Source organism: Niveispirillum sp. (genome assembly GCF_052437035.1).
GTDB lineage: Bacteria > Pseudomonadota > Alphaproteobacteria > Azospirillales > Azospirillaceae > Niveispirillum.
Window position 1 is genome coordinate 56,056 of record NZ_JBQVOH010000004.1, and the last position, 25,868, is coordinate 81,923.

General features: G+C 61.7%; 26 protein-coding genes and 2 tRNA genes. 18 read left to right on the plus strand and 10 right to left on the minus strand.

Annotated features, from left to right (window positions below):
• Positions 1 to 72 precede the first annotated feature (72 nt).
• Both ACT6Q8_RS12015 and ACT6Q8_RS12020 read left to right on the plus strand, forming a co-directional pair.
• Complete coding sequence (locus ACT6Q8_RS12015) at positions 73 to 450, plus strand: VOC family protein (RefSeq protein ID WP_054166851.1); 378 nt, start codon at positions 73 to 75, stop codon at positions 448 to 450.
• 134 nt (positions 451 to 584) lie between these two features.
• Positions 585 to 1,916: an MFS transporter gene (locus ACT6Q8_RS12020; protein WP_444732866.1), complete on the plus strand. Its 1,332-nt coding sequence runs from the start codon at positions 585 to 587 to the stop codon at positions 1,914 to 1,916.
• A gap of 25 nt (positions 1,917 to 1,941) precedes the next feature.
• Here the strand turns inward: ACT6Q8_RS12020 and ACT6Q8_RS12025 are convergent, their stop codons facing one another.
• Positions 1,942 to 2,718 (minus strand): substrate-binding periplasmic protein, encoded by a 777-nt coding sequence (locus tag ACT6Q8_RS12025; protein WP_444739384.1) that lies wholly within the window; start codon positions 2,716 to 2,718, stop codon positions 1,942 to 1,944.
• 240 nt (positions 2,719 to 2,958) lie between these two features.
• Between ACT6Q8_RS12025 and ACT6Q8_RS12030 the strand changes: the two genes are divergently transcribed.
• Positions 2,959 to 3,660, plus strand: a complete 702-nt coding sequence (locus ACT6Q8_RS12030; protein WP_444732864.1) for a RibD family protein — start codon at positions 2,959 to 2,961, stop codon at positions 3,658 to 3,660.
• A 9-nt stretch (positions 3,661 to 3,669) separates the two neighbouring features.
• Here the strand turns inward: ACT6Q8_RS12030 and ACT6Q8_RS12035 are convergent, their stop codons facing one another.
• Together ACT6Q8_RS12035 and ACT6Q8_RS12040 are read right to left on the minus strand one after the other, a co-directional pair.
• Positions 3,670 to 3,996 carry a hypothetical protein gene (locus ACT6Q8_RS12035; protein WP_054166855.1) on the minus strand — a complete coding sequence of 109 codons (327 nt, stop codon included), beginning with the start codon at positions 3,994 to 3,996 and terminating at the stop codon, positions 3,670 to 3,672.
• Positions 3,997 to 4,088: 92 nt separating this feature from the next.
• Complete coding sequence (locus tag ACT6Q8_RS12040) at positions 4,089 to 4,655, minus strand: TrmH family RNA methyltransferase (protein ID WP_054166856.1); 567 nt, start codon at positions 4,653 to 4,655, stop codon at positions 4,089 to 4,091.
• Between the two features lie 101 nt (positions 4,656 to 4,756).
• Here ACT6Q8_RS12040 and ACT6Q8_RS12045 point away from each other — a divergent pair, with 101 nt between their 5' ends.
• Positions 4,757 to 5,854, plus strand: a complete 1,098-nt coding sequence (locus ACT6Q8_RS12045) for an asparaginase (protein WP_444732863.1) — start codon at positions 4,757 to 4,759, stop codon at positions 5,852 to 5,854.
• Between the two features lie 17 nt (positions 5,855 to 5,871).
• Here the strand turns inward: ACT6Q8_RS12045 and ACT6Q8_RS12050 are convergent, their stop codons facing one another.
• Complete coding sequence (locus tag ACT6Q8_RS12050) at positions 5,872 to 6,933, minus strand: Fe(3+) ABC transporter substrate-binding protein (RefSeq protein WP_444732862.1); 1,062 nt, start codon at positions 6,931 to 6,933, stop codon at positions 5,872 to 5,874.
• Positions 6,934 to 7,169: 236 nt separating this feature from the next.
• Between ACT6Q8_RS12050 and ACT6Q8_RS12055 the strand changes: the two genes are divergently transcribed.
• The 3 genes from ACT6Q8_RS12055 (at position 7,170) to ACT6Q8_RS12065 (ending at position 10,236) form a co-directional block, all read left to right on the plus strand.
• Positions 7,170 to 8,423 (plus strand): DUF898 family protein, encoded by a 1,254-nt coding sequence (locus ACT6Q8_RS12055; RefSeq protein ID WP_444732861.1) that lies wholly within the window; start codon positions 7,170 to 7,172, stop codon positions 8,421 to 8,423.
• Positions 8,420 to 9,550, plus strand: coding sequence for a M48 family metallopeptidase (locus ACT6Q8_RS12060; protein ID WP_444732860.1), 1,131 nt, complete (start codon positions 8,420 to 8,422; stop codon positions 9,548 to 9,550). The genes ACT6Q8_RS12055 and ACT6Q8_RS12060 overlap by 4 nt, the downstream gene beginning before the upstream one ends.
• 104 nt (positions 9,551 to 9,654) lie before the next feature.
• Complete coding sequence (locus tag ACT6Q8_RS12065; RefSeq protein WP_054166859.1) at positions 9,655 to 10,236, plus strand: hypothetical protein; 582 nt, start codon at positions 9,655 to 9,657, stop codon at positions 10,234 to 10,236.
• On the opposite strand, the gene gpt is transcribed toward ACT6Q8_RS12065, so the two are convergent.
• On the minus strand, positions 10,211 to 10,696 hold the full coding sequence (gene gpt / locus ACT6Q8_RS12070) for a xanthine phosphoribosyltransferase (protein ID WP_054166860.1): 486 nt from the start codon (positions 10,694 to 10,696) through the stop codon (positions 10,211 to 10,213). The two genes, ACT6Q8_RS12065 and gpt, sit on opposite strands and share 26 nt — an antisense overlap.
• A 181-nt stretch (positions 10,697 to 10,877) precedes the next feature.
• Between gpt and ACT6Q8_RS12075 the strand changes: the two genes are divergently transcribed.
• Positions 10,878 to 10,954 (plus strand) — tRNA-Arg (locus tag ACT6Q8_RS12075).
• Between the two features lie 35 nt (positions 10,955 to 10,989).
• A tRNA-Arg gene (locus tag ACT6Q8_RS12080) sits at positions 10,990 to 11,066 on the plus strand.
• Positions 11,067 to 11,643: 577 nt separating this feature from the next.
• On the opposite strand, the gene ACT6Q8_RS12085 is transcribed toward ACT6Q8_RS12080, so the two are convergent.
• The 5 genes from ACT6Q8_RS12085 to ACT6Q8_RS12105 form a co-directional block, all read right to left on the minus strand.
• The gene (locus ACT6Q8_RS12085) at positions 11,644 to 11,874 is read right to left on the minus strand and encodes a helix-turn-helix domain-containing protein (RefSeq protein ID WP_444732859.1); all 231 of its coding nucleotides are present in this window, start codon (positions 11,872 to 11,874) and stop codon (positions 11,644 to 11,646) included.
• Between the two features lie 12 nt (positions 11,875 to 11,886).
• Positions 11,887 to 13,071 (minus strand): tyrosine-type recombinase/integrase, encoded by a 1,185-nt coding sequence (locus ACT6Q8_RS12090; protein ID WP_444732858.1) that lies wholly within the window; start codon positions 13,069 to 13,071, stop codon positions 11,887 to 11,889.
• A gap of 59 nt (positions 13,072 to 13,130) precedes the next feature.
• Positions 13,131 to 14,396 carry a primase-helicase family protein gene (locus ACT6Q8_RS12095; RefSeq protein ID WP_444732857.1) on the minus strand — a complete coding sequence of 422 codons (1,266 nt, stop codon included), beginning with the start codon at positions 14,394 to 14,396 and terminating at the stop codon, positions 13,131 to 13,133.
• Positions 14,397 to 14,681: 285 nt separating this feature from the next.
• Positions 14,682 to 15,602, minus strand: coding sequence for a hypothetical protein (locus tag ACT6Q8_RS12100; RefSeq protein WP_444732856.1), 921 nt, complete (start codon positions 15,600 to 15,602; stop codon positions 14,682 to 14,684).
• Positions 15,603 to 16,565: 963 nt separating this feature from the next.
• Positions 16,566 to 16,835: a helix-turn-helix domain-containing protein gene (locus ACT6Q8_RS12105; protein WP_444732855.1), complete on the minus strand. Its 270-nt coding sequence runs from the start codon at positions 16,833 to 16,835 to the stop codon at positions 16,566 to 16,568.
• A 170-nt stretch (positions 16,836 to 17,005) separates the two neighbouring features.
• Here ACT6Q8_RS12105 and ACT6Q8_RS12110 point away from each other — a divergent pair, with 170 nt between their 5' ends.
• The 9 genes from ACT6Q8_RS12110 to ACT6Q8_RS12150 all read left to right on the plus strand — a co-directional run bounded on the left by ACT6Q8_RS12110 (position 17,006) and on the right by ACT6Q8_RS12150 (position 25,743).
• The gene (locus tag ACT6Q8_RS12110) at positions 17,006 to 17,587 is read left to right on the plus strand and encodes a hypothetical protein (protein WP_444732854.1); all 582 of its coding nucleotides are present in this window, start codon (positions 17,006 to 17,008) and stop codon (positions 17,585 to 17,587) included.
• A 128-nt stretch (positions 17,588 to 17,715) separates the two neighbouring features.
• Positions 17,716 to 18,006 carry a hypothetical protein gene (locus tag ACT6Q8_RS12115; RefSeq protein ID WP_444732853.1) on the plus strand — a complete coding sequence of 97 codons (291 nt, stop codon included), beginning with the start codon at positions 17,716 to 17,718 and terminating at the stop codon, positions 18,004 to 18,006.
• Positions 18,007 to 18,017: 11 nt separating this feature from the next.
• Complete coding sequence (locus ACT6Q8_RS12120) at positions 18,018 to 18,617, plus strand: hypothetical protein (protein ID WP_444732852.1); 600 nt, start codon at positions 18,018 to 18,020, stop codon at positions 18,615 to 18,617.
• Between the two features lie 33 nt (positions 18,618 to 18,650).
• Entirely contained in the window at positions 18,651 to 18,845 is a 195-nt protein-coding gene (locus ACT6Q8_RS12125) for a hypothetical protein (protein WP_444732851.1), read from the plus strand.
• A 36-nt stretch (positions 18,846 to 18,881) separates the two neighbouring features.
• Positions 18,882 to 20,081 carry a tyrosine-type recombinase/integrase gene (locus tag ACT6Q8_RS12130; RefSeq protein WP_444732850.1) on the plus strand — a complete coding sequence of 400 codons (1,200 nt, stop codon included), beginning with the start codon at positions 18,882 to 18,884 and terminating at the stop codon, positions 20,079 to 20,081.
• Between the two features lie 156 nt (positions 20,082 to 20,237).
• Positions 20,238 to 20,849 carry a TM2 domain-containing protein gene (locus ACT6Q8_RS12135; protein ID WP_444739385.1) on the plus strand — a complete coding sequence of 204 codons (612 nt, stop codon included), beginning with the start codon at positions 20,238 to 20,240 and terminating at the stop codon, positions 20,847 to 20,849.
• 439 nt (positions 20,850 to 21,288) lie between these two features.
• Positions 21,289 to 22,392: an AAA family ATPase gene (locus ACT6Q8_RS12140; protein ID WP_444732848.1), complete on the plus strand. Its 1,104-nt coding sequence runs from the start codon at positions 21,289 to 21,291 to the stop codon at positions 22,390 to 22,392.
• The gene (locus ACT6Q8_RS12145; RefSeq protein WP_444732847.1) at positions 22,346 to 24,862 is read left to right on the plus strand and encodes a S8 family peptidase; all 2,517 of its coding nucleotides are present in this window, start codon (positions 22,346 to 22,348) and stop codon (positions 24,860 to 24,862) included. The genes ACT6Q8_RS12140 and ACT6Q8_RS12145 overlap by 47 nt, the downstream gene beginning before the upstream one ends.
• Positions 24,859 to 25,743 (plus strand): hypothetical protein, encoded by an 885-nt coding sequence (locus ACT6Q8_RS12150; protein ID WP_444732846.1) that lies wholly within the window; start codon positions 24,859 to 24,861, stop codon positions 25,741 to 25,743. Before ACT6Q8_RS12145 ends, ACT6Q8_RS12150 begins: the two co-directional genes overlap by 4 nt.
• Positions 25,744 to 25,868: the final 125 nt, after the last annotated feature.

Consider the following 25,868-nt stretch of genomic DNA (forward strand, 5'->3'; position numbering starts at 1 on the left):
GATTCATTAGAATGTTCTGGTATTGTTCCCATCATCCCGCCGGCTGTGGCGGGGCATGATCTGGGGGAAACAATGATCGGATATGTAACGCTGGGGACGAATGACCTGGCGCGCGGTGCCGTATTCTATGACGCCATCGCCAAGGAACTGGGCACGGGCCGCATGATGGAATTCCCGACGGGCATTGCCTGGGGCAATCCCAATGGCGGGGCCGGCGTGGCGCTGATGAAGCCGTTCGACGGCAACGCCGCCAGCGTCGGCAACGGTGTCATGGTGGCGTTTGAGGCCAAGGACAAGGATCAGGTCCACCGCCTGTATGATATCGCCATGTCGCAGGGCGGCACCTGCGAAGGCCCGCCGGGCCCGCGTGGCGACAATTTCTATGCCGCCTATTTCCGGGATCTGGACGGCAACAAGCTGAATGCCTTTGTGATGACGGGTCCGATCTGATCCGGCGCGGGCCGCGCATGGGTGAAAACCGTGGGCGGCCCGCTGCTCTGGCCCCTTCTTCGGACAGGCCTTGTTGCGCCTGGCATGGCAGGGGCAAAATCACGGGGTCAGACATGGTTGGCGGGCATTGTTCGATGGACGGACGGCCCGCGCGGCATTATCAAGGTCCCACCATATGCAACCTGCCGATGGTGGAGCCGCCCCTGTCCTCCCTGCCCGTGCAAGAACGCCGCATCGCCTGGCTGATGACGGCGGTACAGTTCGTCAGCGTCCTGTCCTTCATGGTGGTCATGCCGCTGGGCCCGGACTATGCGATGGATCTGGGCATTGATACAGCGCGGGTCGGGTGGGTCCTGGCCGCCTATACAATCTCGTCTTCCATCATTGGCCTGCTGGCCGCCATGGTGCTCGACCGGTTCGACCGGCGGCCCGCCCTGGGCATCTGCATGGTGGGGTTGGTGCTATGCAATGTGGCGGCTGCCCTGTCAGTCGATCTCTGGTCACTGCTGGCTGCAAGGGGGTTGGCCGGTCTGTTCGGCGGCCCTGCGGGGGCCCTGTCTGTGGCCATCGTAGCTGACAATGTGCCTGCCGAACGGCGGGGCAAGGCCATGGGCATGGTCATGGGGTCCCTGTCGATCAGCGCCGTTCTGGGCGTTCCGGCGGCATTGGAATTGTCGCACCTGTTCGGCTGGCGCGTACCCTTCCTGGCCGTGGCGGGCCTGGGTCTTACCATTATCCTGGTGTCGCTGCGCCTGCTGGGACCGCAGCGATCGCATCTGACGGCCACGCCTATGCCCCTGCGTGAGGCACCCGCCCATATGTTGCGGGTGGCACGCGGAACCTTGCCGGCACTGGCCTTTGCCCTGTCTTTCATTGCCATCGTGCCCAGCTTCATGCTGATCACCAATATGGCGGTGTTCGTGCAGTTCAATCTTGGTTTCCCGCGTGAACAGCTGGGCCTGCTGTACATGATCGGCGGGGTTTTGAGTTTTTTTGGAATGCGGGCGACCGGGGTGCTGGTTGACCGCTATGGGTCGGCGCCGGTCACGACCGGGACGGCCTTGGGCCTGGCCACCCTGATCTGGCTGCTCTACTACGATTGGTACTGGGCGGCACTGCCCGTTGTGGCCTTGGTGCCCGGCTTCATGGTCTTCAACAGCGCGCGCATGGTGGCGCAGAGTGCGGCTGTATCCAAGGTACCGGCCCCTGCCGATCGCGCCGGCTTCATGGCCCTGACCCAGTCCGTGACACAGGTGGCCGGCGGTCTGGCAGCTCTGGTCGGGTCCGCCATGCTGACCACCGGCGCCAAGGGGGAACTGCTTCATATTGAGGATGTGGCCATGGTTTCCCTGGTCGTCACCCTGCTGGCACCGCCCCTGATCTGGGCCCTGGAACGCCGACTGCCCCGGAATGCCGATGTCAGCCACCGCGTGAAGGCGATGGTGAAGGGCAGTTCCGGGGGATAGGGCCGGGCCTCCGAAGGGCCAAAGCTTACTGCCAGTCCTTCACGCCATACTTGTCCAGGATGGCCGTCAGCTGCCCGTTCTTGCGCAGCTCCGCCACCTTGGCATCAATCAGCTTGGCATAGGCGGCGCTGTTGGGGTCCTTGGGCGACAAACCGATGGATACGCTCGTCTGCTGGCCCAGCGCGTGATAGTTGAACAGGTTGCGATAACCCTTCGATTCCAGAAGGAAGTCGACGACATTGCTGTCCTCGACCATCGCGTCGATCTTGCCGTCGATCAGCAGATTGACCAGATCCTCGGTCACATTGTCGCCCGAGACCTGCACAATGTTGGGCGAACCCTTGTTGGCATCGATGAAGGCATTCACTTCCGTACTGTAGAAGTAATCCTTGATCGATCCGAAACGCACGGCCTTCAGGGCGTCCAGGTTCGTCACCTTGAAATCCTTGGTCTCCTTGCCCTTGCGGATGACCAGGGTAGGCCGTGACATGCCCAGGCTAAGGCCAGGATAAATCATGCCCGGCGCTTCTTCCTTGGTGGCGCCAACCGCACCTGTGGCAGTACCAGCGGTCACCGCAGCCAGCGCGTCGGTCCAGGGCATCAGCTGGTAATCCACCTTGTGCCCCGCCGGTTCCAGCGCGGCCCGCACGATCTCGATCAGATATCCCGGACGGTTGCCCGGCTCACAGTTATAGGGGCACCAGCTGTCAGCCCGCAGCTTCACCTCCGCAGCGCCCGCCGGCAGGGACGCCATCGCCGTCGCCAATGCCAGAAGAGCCACCGAACCCAAACGTCCATACACGCGCCGCATCACCATACCCCATTATTTGGCTCAAATTTTAGGCACGGGTGGTAATCATCGCGACAGTCCCTGTCAATTCATGCCAACCAGTCCAAATGGATTGCAGCCACGCGCATCGGGACTGCCAAAGTTCGCTTACGGAACTATTGATCCTGTCGGCCCGTTTTAAAAGGGCGGCGGGACTGGACAGAAGCGGTCCACCGCCCCACCCTTAACACTGGTAACGTGGGGAAGCGACACATGGAACGGGTTCACCTGTCCGTCTGCATGTCACTGGATGGCCATATAGATACCGATGGCGGTGAACGGCTGGTGCTGTCCAGTGAGGAGGATTGCCGGGACATGCATGCCGTCCGTGCCGACTGCGATGCCATCCTGGTCGGTGCCGGTACCGTTCGGCGTGATCAGCCGCGCCTGACGGTCCGCTATCCCGACCTGATTGCCGCGCGCCGTGAACGCGGCATGCCGGACCATCCGGCCAAGGTGGTGGTGACACGCGGCGGAGAAGGTCTGGACCCGGAGTCCTGCTTTTTCAGACAGGGCGGCCCCGTCATCGTGCTGTGTGCGGAGCCGTCCCTGCCCGCCCTGCGTGCGCGCCTGTCGTCGGTGGCACAGATCGTAGCCCTGGGTGATGATAGTGTTGCCGGCATCCTGTCCCGCCTGTCGGGGCTGGGCATCCAGCGCCTGATGGTCGAGGGGGGATGCCAGGTGCTGACACAGTTCCTGGCCGCCGGCGCCTTTCACCGGCTGCGCGTGGCGGTGGCACCCTTCATGGTGGGCCGGGCGGCGGCTCCCCGTCTGGCGGGGCCCGGACCATTCCTGCACGGGCCGGATAATCGCCTGCGTATCTTGTCGACGCGCACCTTGGGCAATATCGCAGTGATCGATATGGAAAATCACGAACCACGCGGCATACCGGCGGCGCCATCGTTGACGGCATAGAGACGGGGCTTAATTACCGCTGAACGTATCGCGCAGGCGCGGCGCGTTCTGTACCTGATCGCGGGCGGCGGAACGATCATTAGGGCCGTCCATGGCGCCACCGGCGGCAAAGACCTGATCGCCACGCGGCTGGGCCGGCAGCTCCTTGCCGAACATGGCATGCAGGCGCTGATATTCCTTCTGGTGGTATTCCTGCGCTTCCTGGAAGTCGGGCTCCCCGTTGCGCGGCGCGGTCACGATCACCTCGTCCATCATTTCCGACTGCGGCTTGGCATTCTGGGCGGCGGCGGGGCCGGCCAGCGCAACGAACAGCAGGGACAGGACAGGGATACGCATGCAAGCAAACATGGCGGGCCTCATGATCGATAAACCCAATATATCATAAATGGGTGGCCGACGCCTTTGTTCCCACCTGCACGGAAGATGGCTCACTCCCACCCGCCCAGCAGCGGACGCATGCGCAGGCTTTCCTTGTTCCGCACCCGCACCTTGCCATGCACATGGTCGGGCACGGCATCGCGCGGGCCGCCCACGCGCACGGGCCGTTCGGCAAAGCGGCCCAGGCTTATCATGCGGTCATAGGTGACGATGGCGGCCGCGACCGAGACATTGACGCAGAACTTGGTCGGAATCTTCACGACATGGTCGCAGCGGGCCAACATGGCAGCCGACAGATTGCCCCGTTCCGGCCCGAACACATAGGCCGCGCGCAGCGGATGGCGGAAACTGGGCAGTTCCGCCGCATCGTCGGTCAACTCGCACCCGACCAGCTGGCAGCCCTCCGGCAGGGCCATCTCTCCGATCGAACCCCACCCATAATAGGGAACATGGTCGACCCCGCCCGACGTGTCGGTGACACGCAGCTCGTTCATGTCGACCACGGCATTCACGGAGAAGACAAAGCTGGCGCCGAACGCGTGGCCCGTCCGCATGATGGTGCCGAGATTGCCGGATTTGCTGATGCCTTCGGCACCCAGGGCGAAATAGCCGCGCATGATGACCTGATACTGAGATTGGGGGAATTGCTGCGACTCCTTGCATGGAAAGGGCTGCCGGGGCAAGGTGCCTGCCCCCATCCCTCGCCTGCGCGCCGGTCATGCCCGATCCCAACCCGCCCCATATCCACGGTCCCGGCTGCGGCCATCACCATCCCCAATCCGGCCCCACGGGCGGCATCGCCGTGCGCCTGCCCGACGACAGCACCAACCCCATCCTGATTCAGGTGACACGCGGTGGGCTGGTGGAAAGCATCCATCGCGGCCGTGCCGTCGTGGTGGGCGCCGACGGCCATGTCCTGGCCAGTTTCGGCGATGTGAAGGCCATCACCTTCCCCCGTTCCGCCAACAAGGCGTTGCAGGCCCTGCCGCTTGTTGAAACCGGAGCCGCCGATGCCTTCGGCTTGGGCAGTGAGGAACTGGCATTGGCCTGTTCCAGCCATGATGGCGAACCGATCCACACGACCCGTGTCGCCGCCTGGCTGTCGCGCATCGGCCTGACGCAAGACCATCTGGAATGCGGTTGCCATGCCCCCTATTCCGTCCCGACCTGGGAAGGGATGCTGCGCCGGGGGGAGGAGCCGACGACCCTGCACAATAATTGTTCGGGCAAACATGCCGGCATGGTCACCACCGCCCTGCACCGGGGGGAGGCCATCCGTGGCTATGTGAACTATCAGCACCGGGTGCAGCAGCGCATCCTGGGCGTCATGGAACAGGTGACGGCACAGGACCTGACAAGTGCGCCCTGGGGTATCGATGGCTGCTCCATCCCCACCATCGGTTTGCCATTGGAGGCGCTGGCCTTCGGCATGGCCCGCATGGCCGACCCGCAGGACCTGCCGTCGGCCCGTGCCGACGCGGCGCAGCGCCTGCTGGCTGCCTGGGGCGCCCATCCCGAACTGGTCAGCGGGACCGAAGGCTTCGACACGCTGTTCATGCAGGCGGTCGGCAGCCGCATCCTGTCAAAGGCCGGAGCGGAGGGCGTCAGCGTCGGGGTGATCCCAGAGGAAGGGATCGCCATCGCGGTGAAGATCGATGATGGCGCCAAACGGGCCGCCGGCCCCGCCATGGCAGCATTGCTGCGCCGGCTGGGGATGTTAAGCGATGTTGACTGGACGGAATTGCAGCCCCTGGTCAACCCGGCCCTGCGCAACCGGGCGGGGGTGAAGGTGGGGGCGGTGGAGGCGGGGTTCTGACCCGCCCCCATCATTGCTTACTTCCACCCGGCCCGATCCATGATCTTAAGGGCTTCGGCGTTGTTCTGGCCATAGACGCTGGCATTCAGGCTGTCGCGCTTGAACTGGCCCCAGGCGGTGACCACCGGGTGGGACGGGATGCCGGCCACCACAGGGAATTCATAATTGGCCTCGGCAAAGATCTTCTGCGCTTCCGGCGTGGCCAGGAATTCCAGGAACTTCACGGCCGTGTCGCGGTTGGGCGCATATTTGGCGATACCGGCACCGGAGATGTTCACATGCGCGCCGCGGTCCTTCTGATTGGGGAAGAACAGGCCCACCTTCTGTGCTGCCGCCTTTTCCGCCGGGTTGCTGGAATTCAGCATGCGGGCGAAATAATAGGTGTTGGAGATGGCGACATCGCCCTCACCCGCCGCCACAGCCTTGATTTGGTCGATATCGCCGCCCTGCGGCTTGCGCGCGAAATTGGCGGCCATGCCCTTGGCCCAGGCTTCGGTCTTTTCCGCGCCATGGGCGGCCAGGATCGAACCGGTCAGCGACTGGTTATAGACATTGGTGGAAGACCGGACCAGCAAGCGGCCCTTCCATTTCGGATCGGCCAGGTCCTCATAGGTCGACAGATCCGACGGCTTCACGCTGTCCTTGTTGTAGATCAAGACGCGGGCACGCGCCGACAAGCCGAACCAGTAGCCATCCTTCTCGCGATATTCCGCCGGCACCGCCTTTTCCAACACGGCGCTCTTCACCGGCTGGAGAACACCGGCATCCTGCGCACGCCACAGACGGCCCGCATCCACGGCCAGCAGGATATCGGCGGGGCTGTTGCGCCCTTCGGCCTTCAGGCGCTCGATAAGTTCGTCATCCTTGCCTTCGATGACATTGATCTGAATACCCGTCTCCTTCTCGAACGCGGCATAGAGAAGTTTGTCGGCATCGTAATGACGGGAGGAATAGATATTCACCTCTGCCGCACCCGCCGCCAGGGCTGGCAGCGACAGTAATGCGGCACCCAGGCCGATGCAGGCCGCCTGGCGGGTCAGGGTGCGCAACAGAGTACGGCGGGCGAACATCTTCATCATCGGCTCCTGATATGGCTGGGCCATCGGCGGTTAATTCCGCCCGATATGTCGGCCCGACCCCGCCACCTGTCAAGGTGCCAATGAGAGCGATTCGCAAATCAACTGACGAGTCGCCGGGTGACAACCACCACACACCTCTGTATGTCACTGAAATAATTGATATATTTCGTCCGCGACAGCTTGCCGCGCCTGTAAGGAAACCATACTCTGCGGTTGCAACCAATCGGGGGGATGAATTGACCAGCCTGCCTTTGAGCGACGAACCCACCACGCCCGGCAGCGACGGGACGCCACCGGACAGTGATGGCATTCAGGTCGATATCGACCGGGGCTCCCTGATCGGGCTGCTGCTGCTGAACACCTTTCTGACAATCATCACGCTGGGCATTTACCGGTTCTGGGCCCGCACCAAGGTGCGCCAGCGCCTGTGGTCCGCCGTCACCCTGCGCGGCGACCGTTTCGCCTATACCGGCACCGGCAAGGAACTGTTTATTGGCTTTCTGGTGGCGCTGGTGGTGCTGCTGCCGTTCATGGGCATTGTTGTGCTGCTGAACAGCCTGATCCCGCCGACAGCGTTCCTGCAGCAACTGGCGACACAGGTCGCCATCGGCCTGGGTGCCGGTCTGCTGGGCCTGATAGCGCTTTACTTCGCCCGCCGCTACCTGCTGACCCGCACGCAATGGCGGGGGATCCATGGGGGACAGGACCGGGCGCTGGGTCAGTTCATGTCGGTGCATCTGAAAGCCTATATCCCCTCCCTGCTGACGGGCGGCCTGATCCAGCCCTGGGCGGATGCAAAGGCCTATAATTACCGGCAGAGCATCAGTTGGTTTGGCACGGCACGATTTGGCGCCGCCGCAAAACCGGATGCGCTGTGGCATATCTGGATTCCTGCCTGGCTGCTGCTGGTGGCGGGGTATGCCACCATGATCATTCTGACCCTGCCGTTGACGGAATGGACCGAAGCCGCACAGGCGGCACAGGCCTCCGGTCTGGCTCCCCCTCCACGGCCCGACATCAACCTTCCGGGCATCTTTGCCTGCTTCGGGGCCGTGGTGATCGGGCTGGGTCTCTGGTTTGCCTACACCGTGCGCCGCACTGTGGTGTTTCTGGGCGCAACCTGGCTGGATGACATGCGCTTCAACCTGCCCGTGGGCTGGCGGCAGGTGGTGCATGTGCCGATCATGGCCTTTGTCTTTTCCGTTGTGTCCTATCTTGTCATTATTGGTGCTGCTGCCGTGGTCGGCGCCATTTTCGGCAAATCGCTGAACATCGTGGCCTTTGTGGTCGTCCTGACCTTTGTGATGCTGGCTCTGATCAACATCCTGTCGGTCGGCTGGGTGCAGGTGGAAATGCTGCGGATCATCGGCCTGCATCTTCGTCTGCACAATATCGGCGTCCTGGATGATATCCTGAACCGTGGTCAGCCGGCCCCGACCCGGGGTGAAGGGCTGGCCGATGCCATCGGCGATATCGGGATCGGCGGGTGACCTTGATCGACGCCACGTATGAGGATCGGCGCACGGGGCGCACCCTGCCGGTACAGCTGGATTTTCAGCACCCTTTCCTGATCATCCATCGGGAAGGGGGCGCTGAACTGGACCGCTGGAACTGGCGGGATGTGGCGCCGGTGCCTGGCCCCTTCCCCGATGACCGGCTGCGCCTGGGCCTGTCGGCGGATGCGCATGCCGTACTGGCCGTGGCGGATGCCGACCGGCTGCTGACCCTGGCACATGGGGCCGGCATGGTGCAGCCCGTCCACCGTGAACACCGCTCCCGGCGGGAGATACCGCTTTATATCTGGATCGGCGGGGCCATCCTGTCGCTGATTATCATGCTGCGCGTCGTGCTGCCGGCCCTGGCCAGCACCCTTGCCCCGCATGTGCCGGACTGGCTGCAGGCGCGGATCGGGGATCAGGTGCAGATCCTGGCCACGGCCTTCCTGACGCGGGAGGGCGGGAACCGCCATTGCGCGGCGCCGACGGGACGCGAGGCCCTGTTGAAACTGGCCGGGCGGCTGCCCGACAGCCAGGGCCTGCGCCTGCACATCATCGACAGCGACCTGCCCAACGCCTTTGCCCTGCCCGGCGGCCATGTCAGTGTCACCACGGCCCTGATGGACAGGGCCGAGGGGCCGGATGCCGTCCTGGGTGTGCTGGGGCACGAGCTGGGGCACCTACATAACGGCCATTCCATGGAACGGGTGATGCGCTATGGCCTCAGTTCCGCGCTGATCTCGATGGTGGTCGGGGATGTTGGCGGCGGCGTGCTGGCCGTGGGGGTCAGCCAGATCGTCGAATCGGAATTCAGCCAGGATCAGGAACGTCAGGCCGACCAGTTCGCACTGGATGCGCTGCGCCAGGCCCGGGTGTCACCGGCCGGCCTGTCCAAACTGTTCGCCACGATCCGGGACGAGCATCCGGAGGCCGATGGCGTGCTGGCCGAATGGATGGGCAGCCACCCCACCCTGACGGAGCGGATCGCCACGCTGGACCGTGCCGCCGCCGGCACCCGCACACAGGGCGAGACATTGACCGGTGAGGAATGGGCCGCCCTGCGGGCCATTTGCAAACAACCTGTACCAGTGCTCCCCGCATCCGCCGCAAAGCCGGACTAAACCAGGTCAGCCACCCCAATGGCATTCTCCGTTTTCCATCTTGCAATTAAGAACGATTCGCAATAGCGTCATTGACATCAGATCAGACGGCGTCGGAGACGGTGATGAACGAGATGGCATTGTGGTGGCCCGACCTGGCGGCTGGTACGGCGCAGACGGGGCCGGAACAGCCGGACGGCGCGCATATGGACCGTGTCCGTCTCCTGGCCGGGTTACAGGAGGGCGGCACCGTCTTCACCCTGTCACGCGGCGAACAGCTTCTGCTCTGGTCAGCACGGCGCTGGCGCCATGGCCGCTTCCGCTGGGATCAGGTGGAGATGGAGTTTCAGCGCCTGCTGCCCGAAGGGTGGCAGGACGCGGTCATCGCCTGGGAAGAGGTGATGGAACTGCTGCATCAATATCCGGCGGGTCGGCCCGATATCGGCAATGGCTGCCGTTCGGCCCTGTCGACCGATGAACGGGCGCTGCTGACCCTGGTGTCGCTGTTGCAGCGCGGGGCGCGGGGCCGGCCATCGGCGGCCTGGCTGCTGTCACATCTTGTGTCGCCCGCACGTCAGCGGGACGTGGCGGCACCGCTGCTGGCGCTTGCCACCACTTTCCTGCTGGGCGGGGTGGAACTGCCGTTACGCAGCCCCGCCCCGCCGACAGGTCAAACCAAACTCACCGTTCGATCTGCAGGTAGCTGACGGGCAGCAGATCCCACGGGAAATAGATCCAGGTATCCTGGCTGACCTCGGTGATGAAGGTATCGACCAGGGGACGGCCCGCCGGCTTGGCATAGATGGTGGCGAAATGCGCGTTGGGCAGCAGCTTGCGCACATAGGCCGCCGTCTTGCCGGTATCGACCAGATCGTCGATCAGCAGCCAGTCCTTGCCGCCATCCGTGACGGCATCGGCGGCCTTCAGCACGCGGATCTCACCCTGGGTCTGGTGGTCATAGCTCTTGACCGAAATCGTCTCCACGACCCGGATATCCAGCTCGCGGGCGATGATGGCCGCCGGAACCAGACCGCCACGCGTGATGGCGATGATGCCCTTCCATTTGGTATGATCGGCCAAACGCCAGGCCAGCGCCTTGGCATTGCGGTGCAGCTCTTCCCAGGTCACGGGGAAATTCTTGTCGGGGTTCTGGATCTTGTTGGTCAAGGCGGGCCTGCTATCATGGGTTTCGGGCAGGAATAGCCGATGCCGGGGCGGACGGCAATCACGTCAGAGCGGCGTTGCGCACAAGCCCCACAAAATCCCGTTGCAATCCCCATCCGCATCGGATACAAGCGCCACCTCACCGGACGGCACCCCTCACCGGGTACCGGAAATCGGAAAATGCGCGCCCGTAGCTCAGCTGGATAGAGCACCAGACTACGAATCTGGGGGTCAGAGGTTCGAATCCTTTCGGGCGCGCCATTTCGAATTCATCCAGACCGGTCGATCATGGCGATGCGCCCGTAGCTCAGCTGGATAGAGCACCAGACTACGAATCTGGGGGTCAGAGGTTCGAATCCTTTCGGGCGCGCCATTTTCTCCTTAGCAAACCTTGGGTTTTTGGCGGGTGTACGAGTGGGCACCGTGGAGGGGCTTTGCTGTGTCCCACGCGATTCCCACGTTTGCCCTCACGCCAGTCGACCCCCGATGCTGGAACCCGCCACGAACGGGCTGACCGTCGCATGGCGTGGCCCGCCCGGGGACGGACAAGGGGTAAAGGGGCCCTTCTGTTGTGCCGCCGCTACCCATGCGGGCACCGTAAGCCCCACGCCCCACGACGGGGTCCTGTCATATGGTACGCATGGCTTTCCGCCCACGGTTGACCCGCGTGAGGCGTGGGGCAGGTGAACCACTGCCACACCGGTGCAGCGCAGAAAGTCACCTTTCCCGGTTCAGGCCCCATTGGGGAATCTGACAAGGCGGTCATGATGCAAAAACGGCCCTTCCCGTGGAGTCGGGAAGGGCCGTCTTGGTTGCTTCCGGCGCCATCTGTTCGTCATGGCGCGGCACGGATGCGCGTAATCTCGAAGTCTCGTTCCGTCCTGCTGATCCGGTCGCGGACCGATGCAGGTCGGAGGGTAGTCGCGTGGGGGCCGTCTATCGGTTACCCGTCAGGCAGCGGTGCTCGACACGATGTTCGCGTTCAGGAAGGCCACCAGCAGGTCGCCTGGGTACCGAATGACCTTCTTCGATACACGGCAGAACCGAGGGCCTTCACCTGTCATGCGCCAACGCTCCAGGGTCTTTTCCGACACGTTCAGCAGCTTGGCGACCTCCGCCGGCGTCATCATCCCGGTGAAGGGGGCGGGCAGGACGGGCGCAGCTGCAACGGTGGTTTTCAAGTTCGCATCTCCTTAGTTGGTGTCGTAGCACTGCTCCATGGTTGGCAGGAGCCCCCACGTCTCAGCGGCAAGCGTGGCCGTGGAAACCAGGCGTGCCGGGGCGTGGTGCGCGTAGCGACGGGTGGTGGAAAGCTGGCTGTGGCCGAGAACGGCGGCGATCTCGGCCAGCGACCGGCCACGGTTGACCAGACAACTCGCGTAGGTGTGGCGGAGCGAATGGAGAACAAAGTCGTCCGGCAGGCCTGCCGCCCGGCGCGCCCGATCCCAGCTACCCCGCAGGCTGGTGATGGGCTTGCCCGGCGCACGCCCCGGAAAGACATGCTCCCCGTGACCGGTGCGCAGGTGCTGCCGCCGAAGCAACTGCACTGCCGGCGGCGACAGCGGGATGTGGTGCCGCCGGCCGCTCTTCGAGCGCTGGACCGTCAGCAGGTACAGGTCGAAGTCGACATCCTCCCACCGGGCCTGGGTGACCTCGTTGCGCCGCGCGCCCGTCAGCAGCAGCAGCAGGATGGCGCAGGCGGCGTCTCGGTTGGGTTCGAGGTCCAGCGCCCTGACCAGCGCCTTGACCTGAATCACCGTCAGGTACTGCTCGCGATTGCCTTCGGGCAGCGCCCCGGGGGACTTCGCCGGGTTGGTGCCGGAATACAGTCCCTGCTCGATCGCCTTGTTATAGGCCATGCGCAGGAACGCCGTGTGACGGTTGACCGTGGCGTTGGCAAGCCCAGCCTTAACCATGCCAACCCGCCAGCCGGTGATGTCCGCCGGCTTCAGTTCGTCCAGGCGCAACTTGCCGAACGCCTGGATGATGCGGGCTGCATAGGCCCGGTGGTTCCCGGCCCCACGCTGGTCCGCCAACTGGGGCAGCACGGTTCCCTCAAGAAGGCTGGCCAAGGTGGGGACGGCACGCCGCTGCCGCCTCTCCGCCGCCGGGTCCTGTCCGAGGGCGACCGCCGCACGCAGGGCCTTGGCGCGCTCCCGGACCTGGGCAACAGTGACGTCACCGTAGCGGCCGAGGCCGATCGTCTGCTCGCGGTGGCGTTCATCGAAGTAGCGAAAACGGAAGCTGACGCCGCCGCCCTGCCGGACCTCGGCCGACAGCCCACGGATTTCGGGGTCGTAGAACCGGTCCCGCTCTTTACCGGCAAGAATGACCGGCCAGTTCTTCACCAGGCTGGGCGTGATCTTTGCGATTGTCATGATGCCTTTGGAAATTGTGGAGTTGACGATGATGGTGGTTGGCTCATAGGCCTTAGGTCCTAGGACCTGTTCCGAGGACGGATGATGCTGGCCGGTTGGGGCCGGGGATGCGGATGGTCCCCCGGCATACGGTACGTTTTGGCGATCTCCTCCTCGCTGGCCGTCCTCCACTTTTCGTGGTCCCGAATTGCCCAGATTCGGGGCTTCGTGCCGTCCGGCAACCGCTTCTGTCCAAGTTCCTCAGCACCGATACTGCGAAGGAACTTGCCCAACGCCTTCAGGGTGATGGTCATCCTGCGCGTCCCGTGCAGGTGATTGACCACATGGTTGGCCACGGCAAGGTCATGCTTGAACGGCACCTCGCCAGCGTCGAATGCGTTCTGCAGGTACGCCTGCACATCGTCCCTGCTATCCATTGCCAGTTCGCTGCGAGCACGTGTCCTGGGCGGTGCTGCATGTGGGTCGAAACCCGCCAGGTCACGCGCCCTCAGAAAGTGCAGAACACGCTCTGCACCACCGCCATTGAACCAGCGCATCAGCCACTTGTAGTAGCTGGCAGACTTCTTCTGCGCCTTGCTCTTCCAGACTAGGAAACGCCGATCGTCGGGGTCTAGGCGGGCGGCATCATCCTCGTTGGAAATCAGGAAGAAGCTGGCGCGGTTCCGGATCGAATAGGCGGGAATGTTCTTCTCGTTTACCGTGATGTTGGGATCGGTGATGTAGGACTTCAACTGGGCAGCGACCTGACGGTCCCCAGGGCCGGGGATTTCATTCACCACGACGAGATGCGCCTTGGAAATCCAGGGGTTGAAGCTTGAGCGCAACTGTTCGGCGGTTATGACCTGGACGTTCCGCTCACCAAACAACTTGGCGAGCATGCCACCGAGGAGGCTCTTGCCGATGCCCTGGCCACCTATCAGCAGTACGGCCCACGCCGGCTTCTCGCCTGGGTGCTGGACGAGGAGGGCCAGGAAGTTCAACACGGCGTCGATCACCTCGTCGCACTCGAACAAGTAGCTGATGTGATCAAGGAATGGTCGGGCACTTCCCTCCGTCGGTCTGATGGTGGGGCGCACCCAGAGATTCGCCTTTCGCAGACCGTCTTCGTCCACGATCTCGCCCTGGCCGGGGCTGAAGGTCACTCCATCGACGTTCTCCACCGTAGTATCAGGCCCAAAGAAGAAGTCCATCGCCGACATGCGCCTCGGGAGATTTCGCATGTGCGCGTTGAGGACAGCAGCGACAAGGAGGAGCAGACCGGTGACCCGGTGAAGAAACCTGTTGAGGCTCACGACATACAGGTAGTTTTTGCGACAATCATCCATTTCTCAATTCCAATTTAGGGATTGGCAGATATGAATTGCCTCAAACAGCCTCAGCGATCTCGAAGGCGAGGCGAATAAATCTCAACATTTTCTTTGAGATTTACTTCCCGCCTCGCTAACCTCACCTGGAATCAGAATTTCAACTAAAATTTGACGAGCTGAATTTCGTATTCCTGATGATCATCTGAGGCGTTTTGAGGAAGCTGTTTCGGATCATGTAAAAGGCTCAGCGCCAAACATGATCGGGTAACCACCACCGACATCGTCGGCGGTGGTGTGCTAACGTCAAGTGGGCCTGTTCAGTGCCTTGTCGAGCGTGCCGTTGACGTCTTCACGCGGGATGTCGTCGCCGAAGCGGAACTTCGCTTCGGCATGGATCATGGGACGGATCATCCACGGTCGGCACTTCACCTCCAAAGCCACCCGGACAAAATGTTCCAACGACGTCAGCCGCTCGGCCCGGCTCAGAGCCAAATCAACGCTGTGCCGGTCGGTAGTCCTGTGATGATCAACAATGCCAACGATTTCAAACGCCTGCGATACGACTGTGTCGGCGTCACTTTCCGGCAACCCGTGCGGAAAACTGTGATGCGCCCACTTCTCGGCAACGCAGCGGACCAGCCACACCGGCCAGCCCCGCGCTGCCAAGTCGCACAGCTTAGCCTTGTACAGTTTGTACCAGTCTTTCCTATCCATTGACGGCCCGTACTTGGTAGGCCCGCGAAGTAAGGAACGCGCGGCTTCAGTGTGCGTTTGAGCAAGCGCTTGATGCTGCGGGGTCCTTCTGACGCCGGTTGACTTACCATTCAATTCCACAGACCACAGCATTGCCGGAGCGGTCGTGCTTGGGAGGTTTTTCGGGAAGGAGCGTCGCCCCACAGGGGAAACGCCATCGTACGTGGCCTGAGGCACACCATTGACGAGGCCGGTTGGATAAGGTCGATCGACCAAGGGAGTTCTTTTCAGAACTTCGACCCCGCTTCCGGGTGAATGGTCGGGCTTGACGTTGGGGTTGTTCTTGGACTTGGCCAACTGCTCCATCGCCTGGATCGCTTTGTCCTCCTCGGACCCCGCAAAGATACGATTGCCGAAGCGGCCTTCGAACAAGCGAGGGGCTTCGCTAAGCGCCTCGTTGTTGGAGCGGGGGGTGCCCAATCTCAGGCGGGGGCCACGAGTTTTGGACAATTTTTCGGCATTGTACGTCATGAGGTGTTTCCCTTTTAGTTGAGCATAGGGATGGCTTCAGCTGTCCGATGACCAGCTGATGACGCGGCGCCCGATCTGCGCAGATGCAAATCTGCTGTCAGATCAGAACTTTATGGGGGGAGTATTTTCATGCGGAGATGCGGATCTCGCGCGTAAAACGCTTGATCTATTCATTCATCGGCATGAGAAATTACTGATAGTCGGGCCTTAGAACTTTTGCGTTCTAGGTCGGACAAGTGGAGCGCAGAAGCGATGTCGCTTCACGATCAGGTCAGTATTCGCGGGGATGCAAGACTTGGTCATGACGATCTCATCTCTGTCGGGTGACTAGCAGTAAGAATTAGCCTTGTCACAAGAGAGAGTAGGTCCTGGGCATATCTGAATAGACACAGCCAAAGAAAGGTATTTCTGCCAATATCATCTTGGCAGAGTGCGTCCTTTGACCAGTCTCACTAACTGGAGCGTTATCGGTGCAGTGAACGACGCCTTGGTGAACCCCTTTTTCGCCAGTCTTGTTACTGGCAGGGTTCACATACCGACAAGTTCACCAGCCCTTAACTCCGGCTAGTGTTGTCAGACCAGTCTCGGTTTGCCCTTGTTGACGCCAAACTCCGTTTGGCAGGACTCACATGTCGACCAGTCCAACCAGCCAAGATAGAAGTTGGCTGTCAGTGCCCAGGAGATTTCTCTCCTGTCGCTGCCTAAGCAGCTCCCGTAGATCGCCAGACCAAAGGTCTGGGTTGCCCCCATGGGGGGCTCTCGTGTCCCCTGCCGTTCATGGAACGTCAGGGGAAGCCTTTTTGCCATCGACACGCGTGTCTTGTCCATTGGAATTTCCACGGACATCGAAAAATCTGGCAACACCAGGACTGCGGTAGATGATCCCTCGAAAGTCGCGCAGGAATGAATGGAAATCCCCCAACGCGAGAGCGTTGGGGGATTTTGTCATCACTCAGCCCTGTGTCAGGGATGGGGCGGTTTGGTTTCGCCTGGAGCTTCGGTGCTTGGCCGGATCAACACGCCGGTCGCGCCGTCGCTTTTATTGATGAATTCGATGCCGGCGGCGACCAGGGCCTTTCTGATCTTTTCCAACGTCGATATGCGAGCGTCATGCTGAGCGTTCCGCTCGACGCGGCTGAGCGAGGTCAGCGAAACGCCGGCCTGGTCGGCGAGTTCCTGCTGCTCCCAACCCAAAAGCGCCCGTGCGGCGCGTATCTGCTTGATGGTGATCATGCCACCGAGGGGACAAAAGCCTCCCGGAGCGTGCAAGTGCGTGATTTTTGCACGCCTTATAAGGCGTTAAATACGTCTTTTTTGGATAACAAAGCGCCATTTTGGATGATATTTCCTCCCCGTTCGGGCTGACACCCAGCCCGAGTCGGCTTAAGGCCTGGGGAGGCTTCATGTTACGCACCGTTCTGATCGTGGTGGTCCTGATTATGGCCATCGTCATCATCCATGCCATGGCTCGGCAGGGCCTATTCCGCAGTATCGGCGACCTGTTTCTCATGACGGCAATCGGCGTCCTGGGGGTGAAGATCGCCGACGTGGACCAGATCATCCCCTTCCTGAATCATCGCAGCGCCGTCACCCACTCGATCTTCCTGCCCATGGTGTTGGCCATGGTGCCCGGTGTGCGTGCGGCCGCCGGGCCGCTGTTCCTGGGTATGAGTTGCCACCTGGTCGCCGACTTCTTTCCAAGCCGCATGACCGGGTTCGCCCTGATCCAGGTGCCGGGCTGGGGTTCAATCGGAGTGTTGCTGTCCTATGTCTGGCTGGGCATTAACGCCCTCATCGCCTGCGCAATGGGGCACGCGCTGCTGAAGGACGAAACCAGCGGCTTCGTGCGCTTTCTGGTGACGGTCGCCCTCGGCATCGGGGCCTACTACTACCTGCTGGTCCTGGAAGGGTCACGGTGGGCGTTTGGCGCCTTCATCACGGTCTACGGGCTGACCTACCTGACCAGCCTGCGCGAGGAGGCGTGAGCCGTCACTGCCTGGGTTCTCATCAGCATTTCATTGCCCTGACACGCCGTCCGGCGCTGTCCATGTCCCTCAACAAAGGCCCCGTTCCAGCGCTGGAACGGGGCCTTTCCGTTTTCGGAGCCCTGGCAATGGAAGAACCCAAGGAAGCCTTCTGCGACCTCGCACGCCGTCTGTACGGCGGGCACCACCCGGCCCCGGTGCCGGAAACCGTCAGCCTCAGGCGTGCCCTGACGCAGGAAGACGACCCGCTGCACATCATCGCCTACCTGCGCAGTGTCGGCATCACGGTGACCAGCCTGCCCGACCTGCTGGCCATCAACGATGACCCCGCCGAGGAGGAGTTGCACGCCTACCCCGTGCGGGAGGGCGTCGCCGTGTCGGTGGCATCGGAAGACGCCTGGCAAATCTTCACGCCGTGAAGGGGCCGGACATGATTGACATTCCCGCCGACGCCATCGTCCTGGAAAAGCGCAGTTCCGACGGCCGCTTCGTCCTCTTCACCAACACCGACCGGCCGGGGGACTTCCCCATACCCTGGAACGGGGCCTGCCTGGACACGCTGGGCGATGCCCACGGCATCCTGCTGCGCTGCCGGCACGATGACACTCCCGACGGATGGGCTCCCGCCGAGCTGCTGGCCGTCCTGGAAGAGCGGGCCAGGGCGGAATATGCCCGACGCCCGGCCCCTCTCGCCGACCGGGTGCAGACGCTGGTGGAACGGGCTCACCGCCTGGAAGCCCAGCGCCAGCCCAAGCCCAGACCAGTGGATTTCCGGTCGGGTGCCGCCGGTGCCGATTACCTATGGACCGAGGCCCATGTCGGTGACATGCGCCTGCCCCTCTGCCCCGACGCCGTCAGTCGGGGTGAAGGTGTTAGCCCGGAGCAACTGCTGATGGTTCTGCTCCAGTTCTACATGGACCTGACACGGACACCGCCGGCCGATCGGACCCTCCTGTCGATACGCCTTGCCGTCTCCCGCGCCCTGGACACGGAACGACGGCGGGTGGCCGTGCTGACCGGTCGCCCCTGATCCACTCAACACGAACCACGAAAGGAGCGCCACATGCTGCGCTTGAAGCTGCTCGCCCCCCGCCTGCCCGTCGGGCCGGTGGGGCAAATCCTGTTTCTCTGCGTCTCTGCCGCTGTCCAAGGCAGCCTTCAGTATCTGGCATCCCGCCAAGCGGCTAACCATCGTGCCAATGCGGATGACTTCGACATCCACATGTCGGCGCATCGGCGGCCGGCGGACCCGTCCTGACCCCCCATTAACCCCCTTTGAAAGGAGGCTGGCGCCATGAAGGCCGCCATCACCCCAACCCTGTTGCGCAACCTGCCGACGGTCCCCGACGGCAAACGGTATGTCCGCATCTTCGACACCAGCCAGCCGGGTCTGATACTGGAGATTCAGGCATCCGGCGGGACCTTCTATGTCCGCGTCACCGACCACAGGCGGCGCACCCGTGACATGAAGATCGGTCGGCTGTCGGACGTCACCCTGACCCAGGCTAAGCGGCGGGCCACGGAACTGCGGGCACAGGCCGCTGCGGGGCAGGACCCGGCCGGAGAGTTGGACAAGCTCCGTGCCATCCCAACCGTCAGCCGCTTCATCCATGAGCAGTTCTTGCCCTATATCCGCGAACGGCAGCGGGGGACCGACAACATGGGAGTCTACTGCCGACGGATCGAGGAGCAGGTCGGGACCAAGCCCCTGGACGAGGTCACCCCGGCCGATGTCCAGGCGTTGAAGACCAGGCTGCGGGAGAAGGGGCTGGCCAACGGCACCGTCAACCGCCACCTGGCCGCGATCCGCAGCATGATCAACCTCGCCATCCGCTGGAAGGTGGTGACGTGCGACAACCCGGCCTCGTCGCCGGGCATGCTGATGGAACGGTCGCGGGACATGTACCTTACCGACGAGCAGGCGCATACCCTGTTCAAGGCTCTGAAGGAGATGGGCACCCGTTCCACCACTGCGGCCATCGCCATGTTGGCCGTCACGGGGGCGCGGCGTAACGAAATCCTGAAGGCCCGGTGGGACGAACTGGATATAAGCCGCCGCATCCTCACCGTCCCGGTGTCGAAGAGCGGCAAGCCCCGCCGCATCTTCCTGTCCGACCCGGCCATGCAGATCATCGCGCACCAGGCCCGGATCAGGAACGACGGCCACCCCTACATCTTCCCCGGCGGGGTGCCGGGACGCCCCCTAAACTCGGTCAAGTCAGCATGGCGGCGGGCCAAGCAGCTTGCCAACCTGCCCGATGACCTGCGTGTTCATGATCTGCGCCATAGCTTTGCCAGCGTGCTGGCGAACAGGGGCGTACCGTTGAACGAGATCGGCACGTTGCTGGGACACAGCGACGTGCGGATGACGGCGCGGTACGCCCACCATGCGCCCCAGCGCCTGATCGAGTCCGCCAACCACGCCGCAACGTCGTGGGGACTGATCGAGGGGGCAGGAGGCGTAGACGCAGCCGTGCACATAAACGCCAAATAAGACGTACTGTACGCCTTTTCATGTGGTAAGCTGAGGGTGTAAAATCGCCTGAACCATCAGGAACCCCTACTCTCCAGCTCCTCACACTACCCGCCTTCCAATGGAAGGTAACCGGCGCTCAGCGCCATCCCTGAAATCGATGGAAAGGACAACGCCATGTCGGCGAATGAAGACTCATGTGTGAATATCACCCGCATCCCCTTTGGCGACGCCTTCGCCACCATGACCAAGGCGATGCAGGAAGTTGGCGGAAGGATCAAGGTCACCGACCCCGCCAGCGGGACACTGGAAGCGTCCTGGCGGTACGGGATCAACATGTTCGGCCTGCGGGTCACGGCCCGGTTCAGGGCGCTGGATGACGGTCAAGTAGAGGTCATCGTCAAGGGCCGCTTCAAGGATGCCTTCGACACCACCGGCGCGGGCCGCCGCAAGGCGGTGGAGGTGTTTCAACGGTATGTCGCGCTAGTCGCGTCGGGACCGGTAAGCGGTGATGCACAGTTGGGGGACGTGCTGGCTACACCACCCATCCACCGTCACCTCGGCAAGACGGAGGCTGCCTTGCTGGCTCTGTTCTTGGGTGGGGTCGGTGCCCATCGCTTCTATCTGGGCTCATGGGGGATCGGGCTGGTCTATGTGCTTGCCCTGGCTGTCCATCCAGCACTGGGGGCGTTGGCCGGGGTGGCAGAGGCAATCCGGTTCTTCTCGATGAACGGAGCGAATTTTGACAGGCAATACAACTATCGAATCGCCACACCGCTGATGCTTTGAACCGGTTCAAGGAGGGCAAGAAGAAAAACAGGGGGCAACTCGCCTCCTGCTTTTTTGATCAATTTAACCAAAGACAATTGACTGCGTTGGGGCGGCTAGCCTCTAGTCCGCCTTTGGATCGAGAACTTCGTTAGCTGCCGTTCTGCCTGTCATCCATATTGATAATCGCATTCCGGCCGTTACCGAATGGGTGACCGCCTATCCCAATGCTCATTACCGGGTATGTTACGCTTACAGGAAAGTGCCACGCCTGTGGTTACCCCCATTCACCGGTCGGGGTACAAGGAAATGAGAAAAGTCGTTGCCCCGCATTCAGCAAAGGTCTACGCCCTTGCATGGTCAGAGGTGATGATCCAAATTTCTACATCAGGGAGCGTCTGTCGGTGCAACGGCGCCGTCGAGTTATCCGTTTCGTTCCAGGCACCGGCGAGGAGCTGAGATGAGCAAGCAACAGTCCTTGCGCCGACTCCATACGGCCAGTGAGTCCGAGGATCCAAAGGCGCTACGCGAGACGATGGCGGCACTCATCCAAGAGGCCCATTACCAGCAGAAGCATGGGCATGCATCTCGACTCGCCGGACCGCCAACTGCCACCCGGCGTGGGTCGAACTTCGCCGGAGGTGGCTCGCCGATGCTCCCAGATAGCCTCCAGTTTCTCCTCCGCGAGACTAATCCTCGACGACGCCTGGACGAACTGGTGCTGGGCAAGAATATCGGCGAAGAGGTCCGCGAATTCATCTCCGAGGTCGGCCAAGCGGCCTTACTGCGCTCCCACTCTCTGGAACCAAGGCATACCGTGCTCTTGGTCGGCCCGCCGGGCACCGGTAAAACGAGTCTCGCGGCGGCAATCGCAACGGAATTGGGCTTGCCGTTCTTGACTGTCAGGTACGAAGGACTGGTCGGAAGTTACCTGGGCGAGACGGCATCACGCCTGCAGGAGGTCGTCGATTACGCGGCCCGGACACCGTGCGTCCTATTCTTCGATGAGTTCGAGAGCGTCGGTAAGGAACGCTCGGACGCCCAAGAGACGGGAGAAATCAAACGAGTAGTGAGCTCATTGCTGCTCCACATGGACGCGCTGCCCAGTCATTGTATCATCGTCTGCGCCACTAATCATCCTGAGCTGCTCGACCGTGCGGTCTGGCGACGGTTTGAGGTCCGCCTTACGCTCCCGGCGCCGGGCGAGGCCGAGCTTCGCGACTGGTACATGCGAACGGAACGGTCGTTCGGAAGCGTCGGCATGACTGTCCGAGAGTTTGTAAAGTTGTTTGAAGGAGAAACTTTCTCTGAAATCGAAGCCGTCACTCTAGACGCGCGCCGGAAAGTTGTTTTATCAAATGGACGGCTGGCATCTGCGGATGCCTTCAGGGATGCGGTGGCCAAATGGGAGCGCCGCCGGGCAGTTGGTGGGGTGCATATAATTGGCACAGGGACCAATCCTAAGGATAAGCCGCGAGCCAGACGGACTAAAAAGGATTCCGGGCCGCAAGGCTCACATGCCGAGGGCGATCTCCTCGCAGGAGCAGGCGACGAAGCTCGGTAACACCTTTCAGCGGTTGGAGAAGAGTGTCGCCGACCTACTTGGCGGTGCGGACCTCTCCGCAAGACCCGCTGAGGCAAGCCCGGACCGGGCGCTGGTCTTCGAGGTCATAGGTCCAGTCGCTAATTTTGTTCAGGCTGCGCGAAATGTGGGTCTCGAGTGGCTGGCCGAGGAGTACGACAGTCCTTCGGCTGAGGACGACAACGACTCTGAATATATTGAGGAGGAGTCGACTAGCGAGACACTTCTCTATGTAACAATGCCGTCCATCGCAGGGTTGCAGCGGGTGCTGGCATTATGGAATAGATTTATTCGTAACGAACCGAAGCCGTCGGATGGTCGCGAGTGGTGGGCACTTTTCGGCTACCTTAACAACGTGCGCACCTGGTCTGCGCAAGATCGCGTCGATCCAGCCGTAGAAGCTTATGTCGAGCGCATGCTCGAGCGCTATCCCGAGCGCCCCGTCCGCCTTGAGCTTGATCTCTGGTTCCGCGAGGACGAAGAACTCCGGGCCCGCGCACGGGATTATGTCGATGCACTAATGGAGTCGGTTAGCGGCAGAGTGCTCGATTTCGCAACCATTCCGCCGATCTGCTACCAAGCAGCCCTAGTCGAACTGCCTGGATATCAAGCGCGAATGCTGCGCCAGTATCGTGGTCCCTTAGCAGATGCGGACCGGGTTATGCGGGTTAAGCCTCAATCACTCTATCTTTCGGGCGAGCGGCAGCCGATCCCAACGACGTTGGACGAACGGGATCCGCCGGATGAGCCGGACAATCGTCGGGCGATCGTGGCTTTGCTCGACGGCTATCCTATCCAAAATCACCATCTGCTCGCTAACAGGGTGGACATCGAAGAGGTCGACGTGACTGGCGAGATGTCGCCCGTTGCGCGCCGATTCCACGGCACCGCCATGGCGTCGTTGATTTTACATGGCGACCTTGGTCACGGGGAGCCGCCAACTGATCGAATCCTTAAAATAGTGCCGATCCTAGCTGCGCCACAGGGCCTGCATCAGGAATGCACACCACTTGAGCGCCTTCCTGTTGCAATGGTCTATCGGGCGGTAACCGCGCTCATGGAAGGCCTTGACGGCGGACCACCGCTCGGCAACGAAGTCGTGATCATAAACCACTCAGTATGCGATCAGGAGGCCCCTTTCGCCCGACGCGCGAGTCCATGGGCTAAGTTGCTCGACTACCTGAGCCATGAGCATAAGCTGCTGTTTGTGGTTAGTGCTGGCAATTCCAACAGCCCGTTCGAGATTGACACCTACGTCGACTGTGATGACTTTGAGAATGCCGACGCCATCGAGCGGCAACTTGTCCTGCTTCGGGCGATCGAAAGGGCAAAGGGCACAAGGCTTATCCTGAGCCCGGCCGAGTCCATCAACTCCGTCACGGTCGGTGCGATCCACGAAGATAGTTCGACGGGATGCCCCGCAGGCCACGTCGATCCATTCGTTCCCATCGGTGTGACTAACCTCACCTCGGGTGTAGGTCTGGGCTTCAACCGTGCGATTAAACCGGATCTAGTGGAGGCGGGCGGACGGCAGATGGCGATGTCCGAAACCGCCGAAGGCACCGTCTCTGTTTGGGCGCGAGAGCATGGCGATGCTGGACAGCTCACTGCCATCCCTGACACCAATGGCGGTACCAACACAAAGACTGGGCGCTCTACCGGCACGAGTAACGCGGCGGCGCTTGTCACCCGAGCAGCATTAAAGGTCGCCGATGTCGTTGAGGAACTCTTCAGCCAGGATGGGCAGGACTGGGTGAGACTTCCCACGCGTGCAGTGGTGCTAAAGGCGCTACTAGTACATAGCTGCAGCTGGGGTAGTGTCGGAAAACTGTTAAACAATCTGTACAACGGTAATTGGCAGCGTAAGCGCGAGGCGATCTCCCGCTTCCTAGGATACGGGCGGCCTGACCACAGCCGCATCATGCGTGGAGACGGAAGCCGGATTACGCTCCTTGCCGATGATATCATCACACCTGATCTGCTGCACGAGTACAAGATACCGATTCCACGGGCTATGGTCGGTAACCGTGAGTTGCGGCGGGTTACTATGACCTTGGCTTGGTCAACGCCAACGGACCCAGGTTCAAGACGTTACCGCGGTGTGCTTGCCGAAATAGTAGATAGGAATGGTAAGCGCGACTTCTGGGATGGGGTTGGTTCCACACTCCAACCCCACCCGTTTGCCGGTCGGCGAGGCACCCTTCAACACCTCGTCTTGGAGGGAAAAAAGCTAATCCGGTCTTTGGAGGAAGGCGCATTCTTCGTTGGCGTTCAGGCGCGCGCCGACCTGCCCCTCTTCGCCGCGGCGAAGGTGCCGTACGCGCTGGCGATCACTTTAGAACTGGCACAGCCGGTGCGAGACGACCTTTTCGCGGACGTGGAGGCCAGAGTCCGGCTTAAGCAGCGTGCAGCCCGGCCGCGTACGCCAATACGTTTGAGGACGAGATCATGAGCTTTCATAAAAGAGATCTACTGGGAAGTAAGTCAACCGGGACCATTGCCGAATACTTGCGCGAGATTGGAGACGACGAGGCAGCAGACCGCATGGTCGCGAAAGGCGGCAGCGGGCAAGGCATGGGCAGCTTCTGGGGTCAGGACGTCTGGGGATACACCGGGCTTCTAATCGGATTTATCGCTCCCGACGCCAAGGGTACGAACATTTCGATTATGAATGCTATGACGCTCGAGCCCGACAACACTCTCAAGAACACACGGGTCAAGATCACGTTGGACCGGTTTTGGGTTCACCGCTATCCAGGAATGGGAAAGCACACAATACTCTGTGAGTTCACTGGGAAGAACCAGATCCGCGGCGAGGCCGAAGAGCTCCGCTTCGCACTAACCACCGAAGCGAAGGATGGATCGAGCGCTTCGGTGAGCGGCTCGCCTATCTTCCTAGGCGTGTCGGTTGGCCAGAATGGCATTTCGTTTGAGGGCAGGACCATAAACGTCCGCAGCGACAAGGATGAGGTGCTGCTTACGGCGCTGGGCAGTGGCCCCTTTCGTGACGGCCTGTCGCTGCTCACCACCGCTCAACCGGCGCTGAAGCCGTTTGTGGGCTTGGCCGGAAGCCTAGTCACCTCGGTCTTGTCCCGTAGCCGTAACGAGCCAGTATACTGCTTCAAGATGGGCCTTGATTTCGAAAAAAGCACGACGTCCGCCAAGCTACGGTATGGGTCATTCGTCGTTATACAAGGCGATGATTCAAAATGGTCATGGGAAGATGTGGTCTGGAATGCAGATGCCCAACAGCTTGTCCGAAAGCATGACAGGTCGACACTCGAGTATAACTATTTGGTCTTCAGAGTTTCGGCTTACAACGAGCCGGGCTAGGCGATCGCCAGGCAAGGAGGTAATGCGACTGGGGCTGGGCAATACAGTCAACCAGGGAATGAAGCCTGAACATCAGGCTTTGTGGACCCGACGTCAGAAGTCGCTGGTGGGCAACCACAGTGACG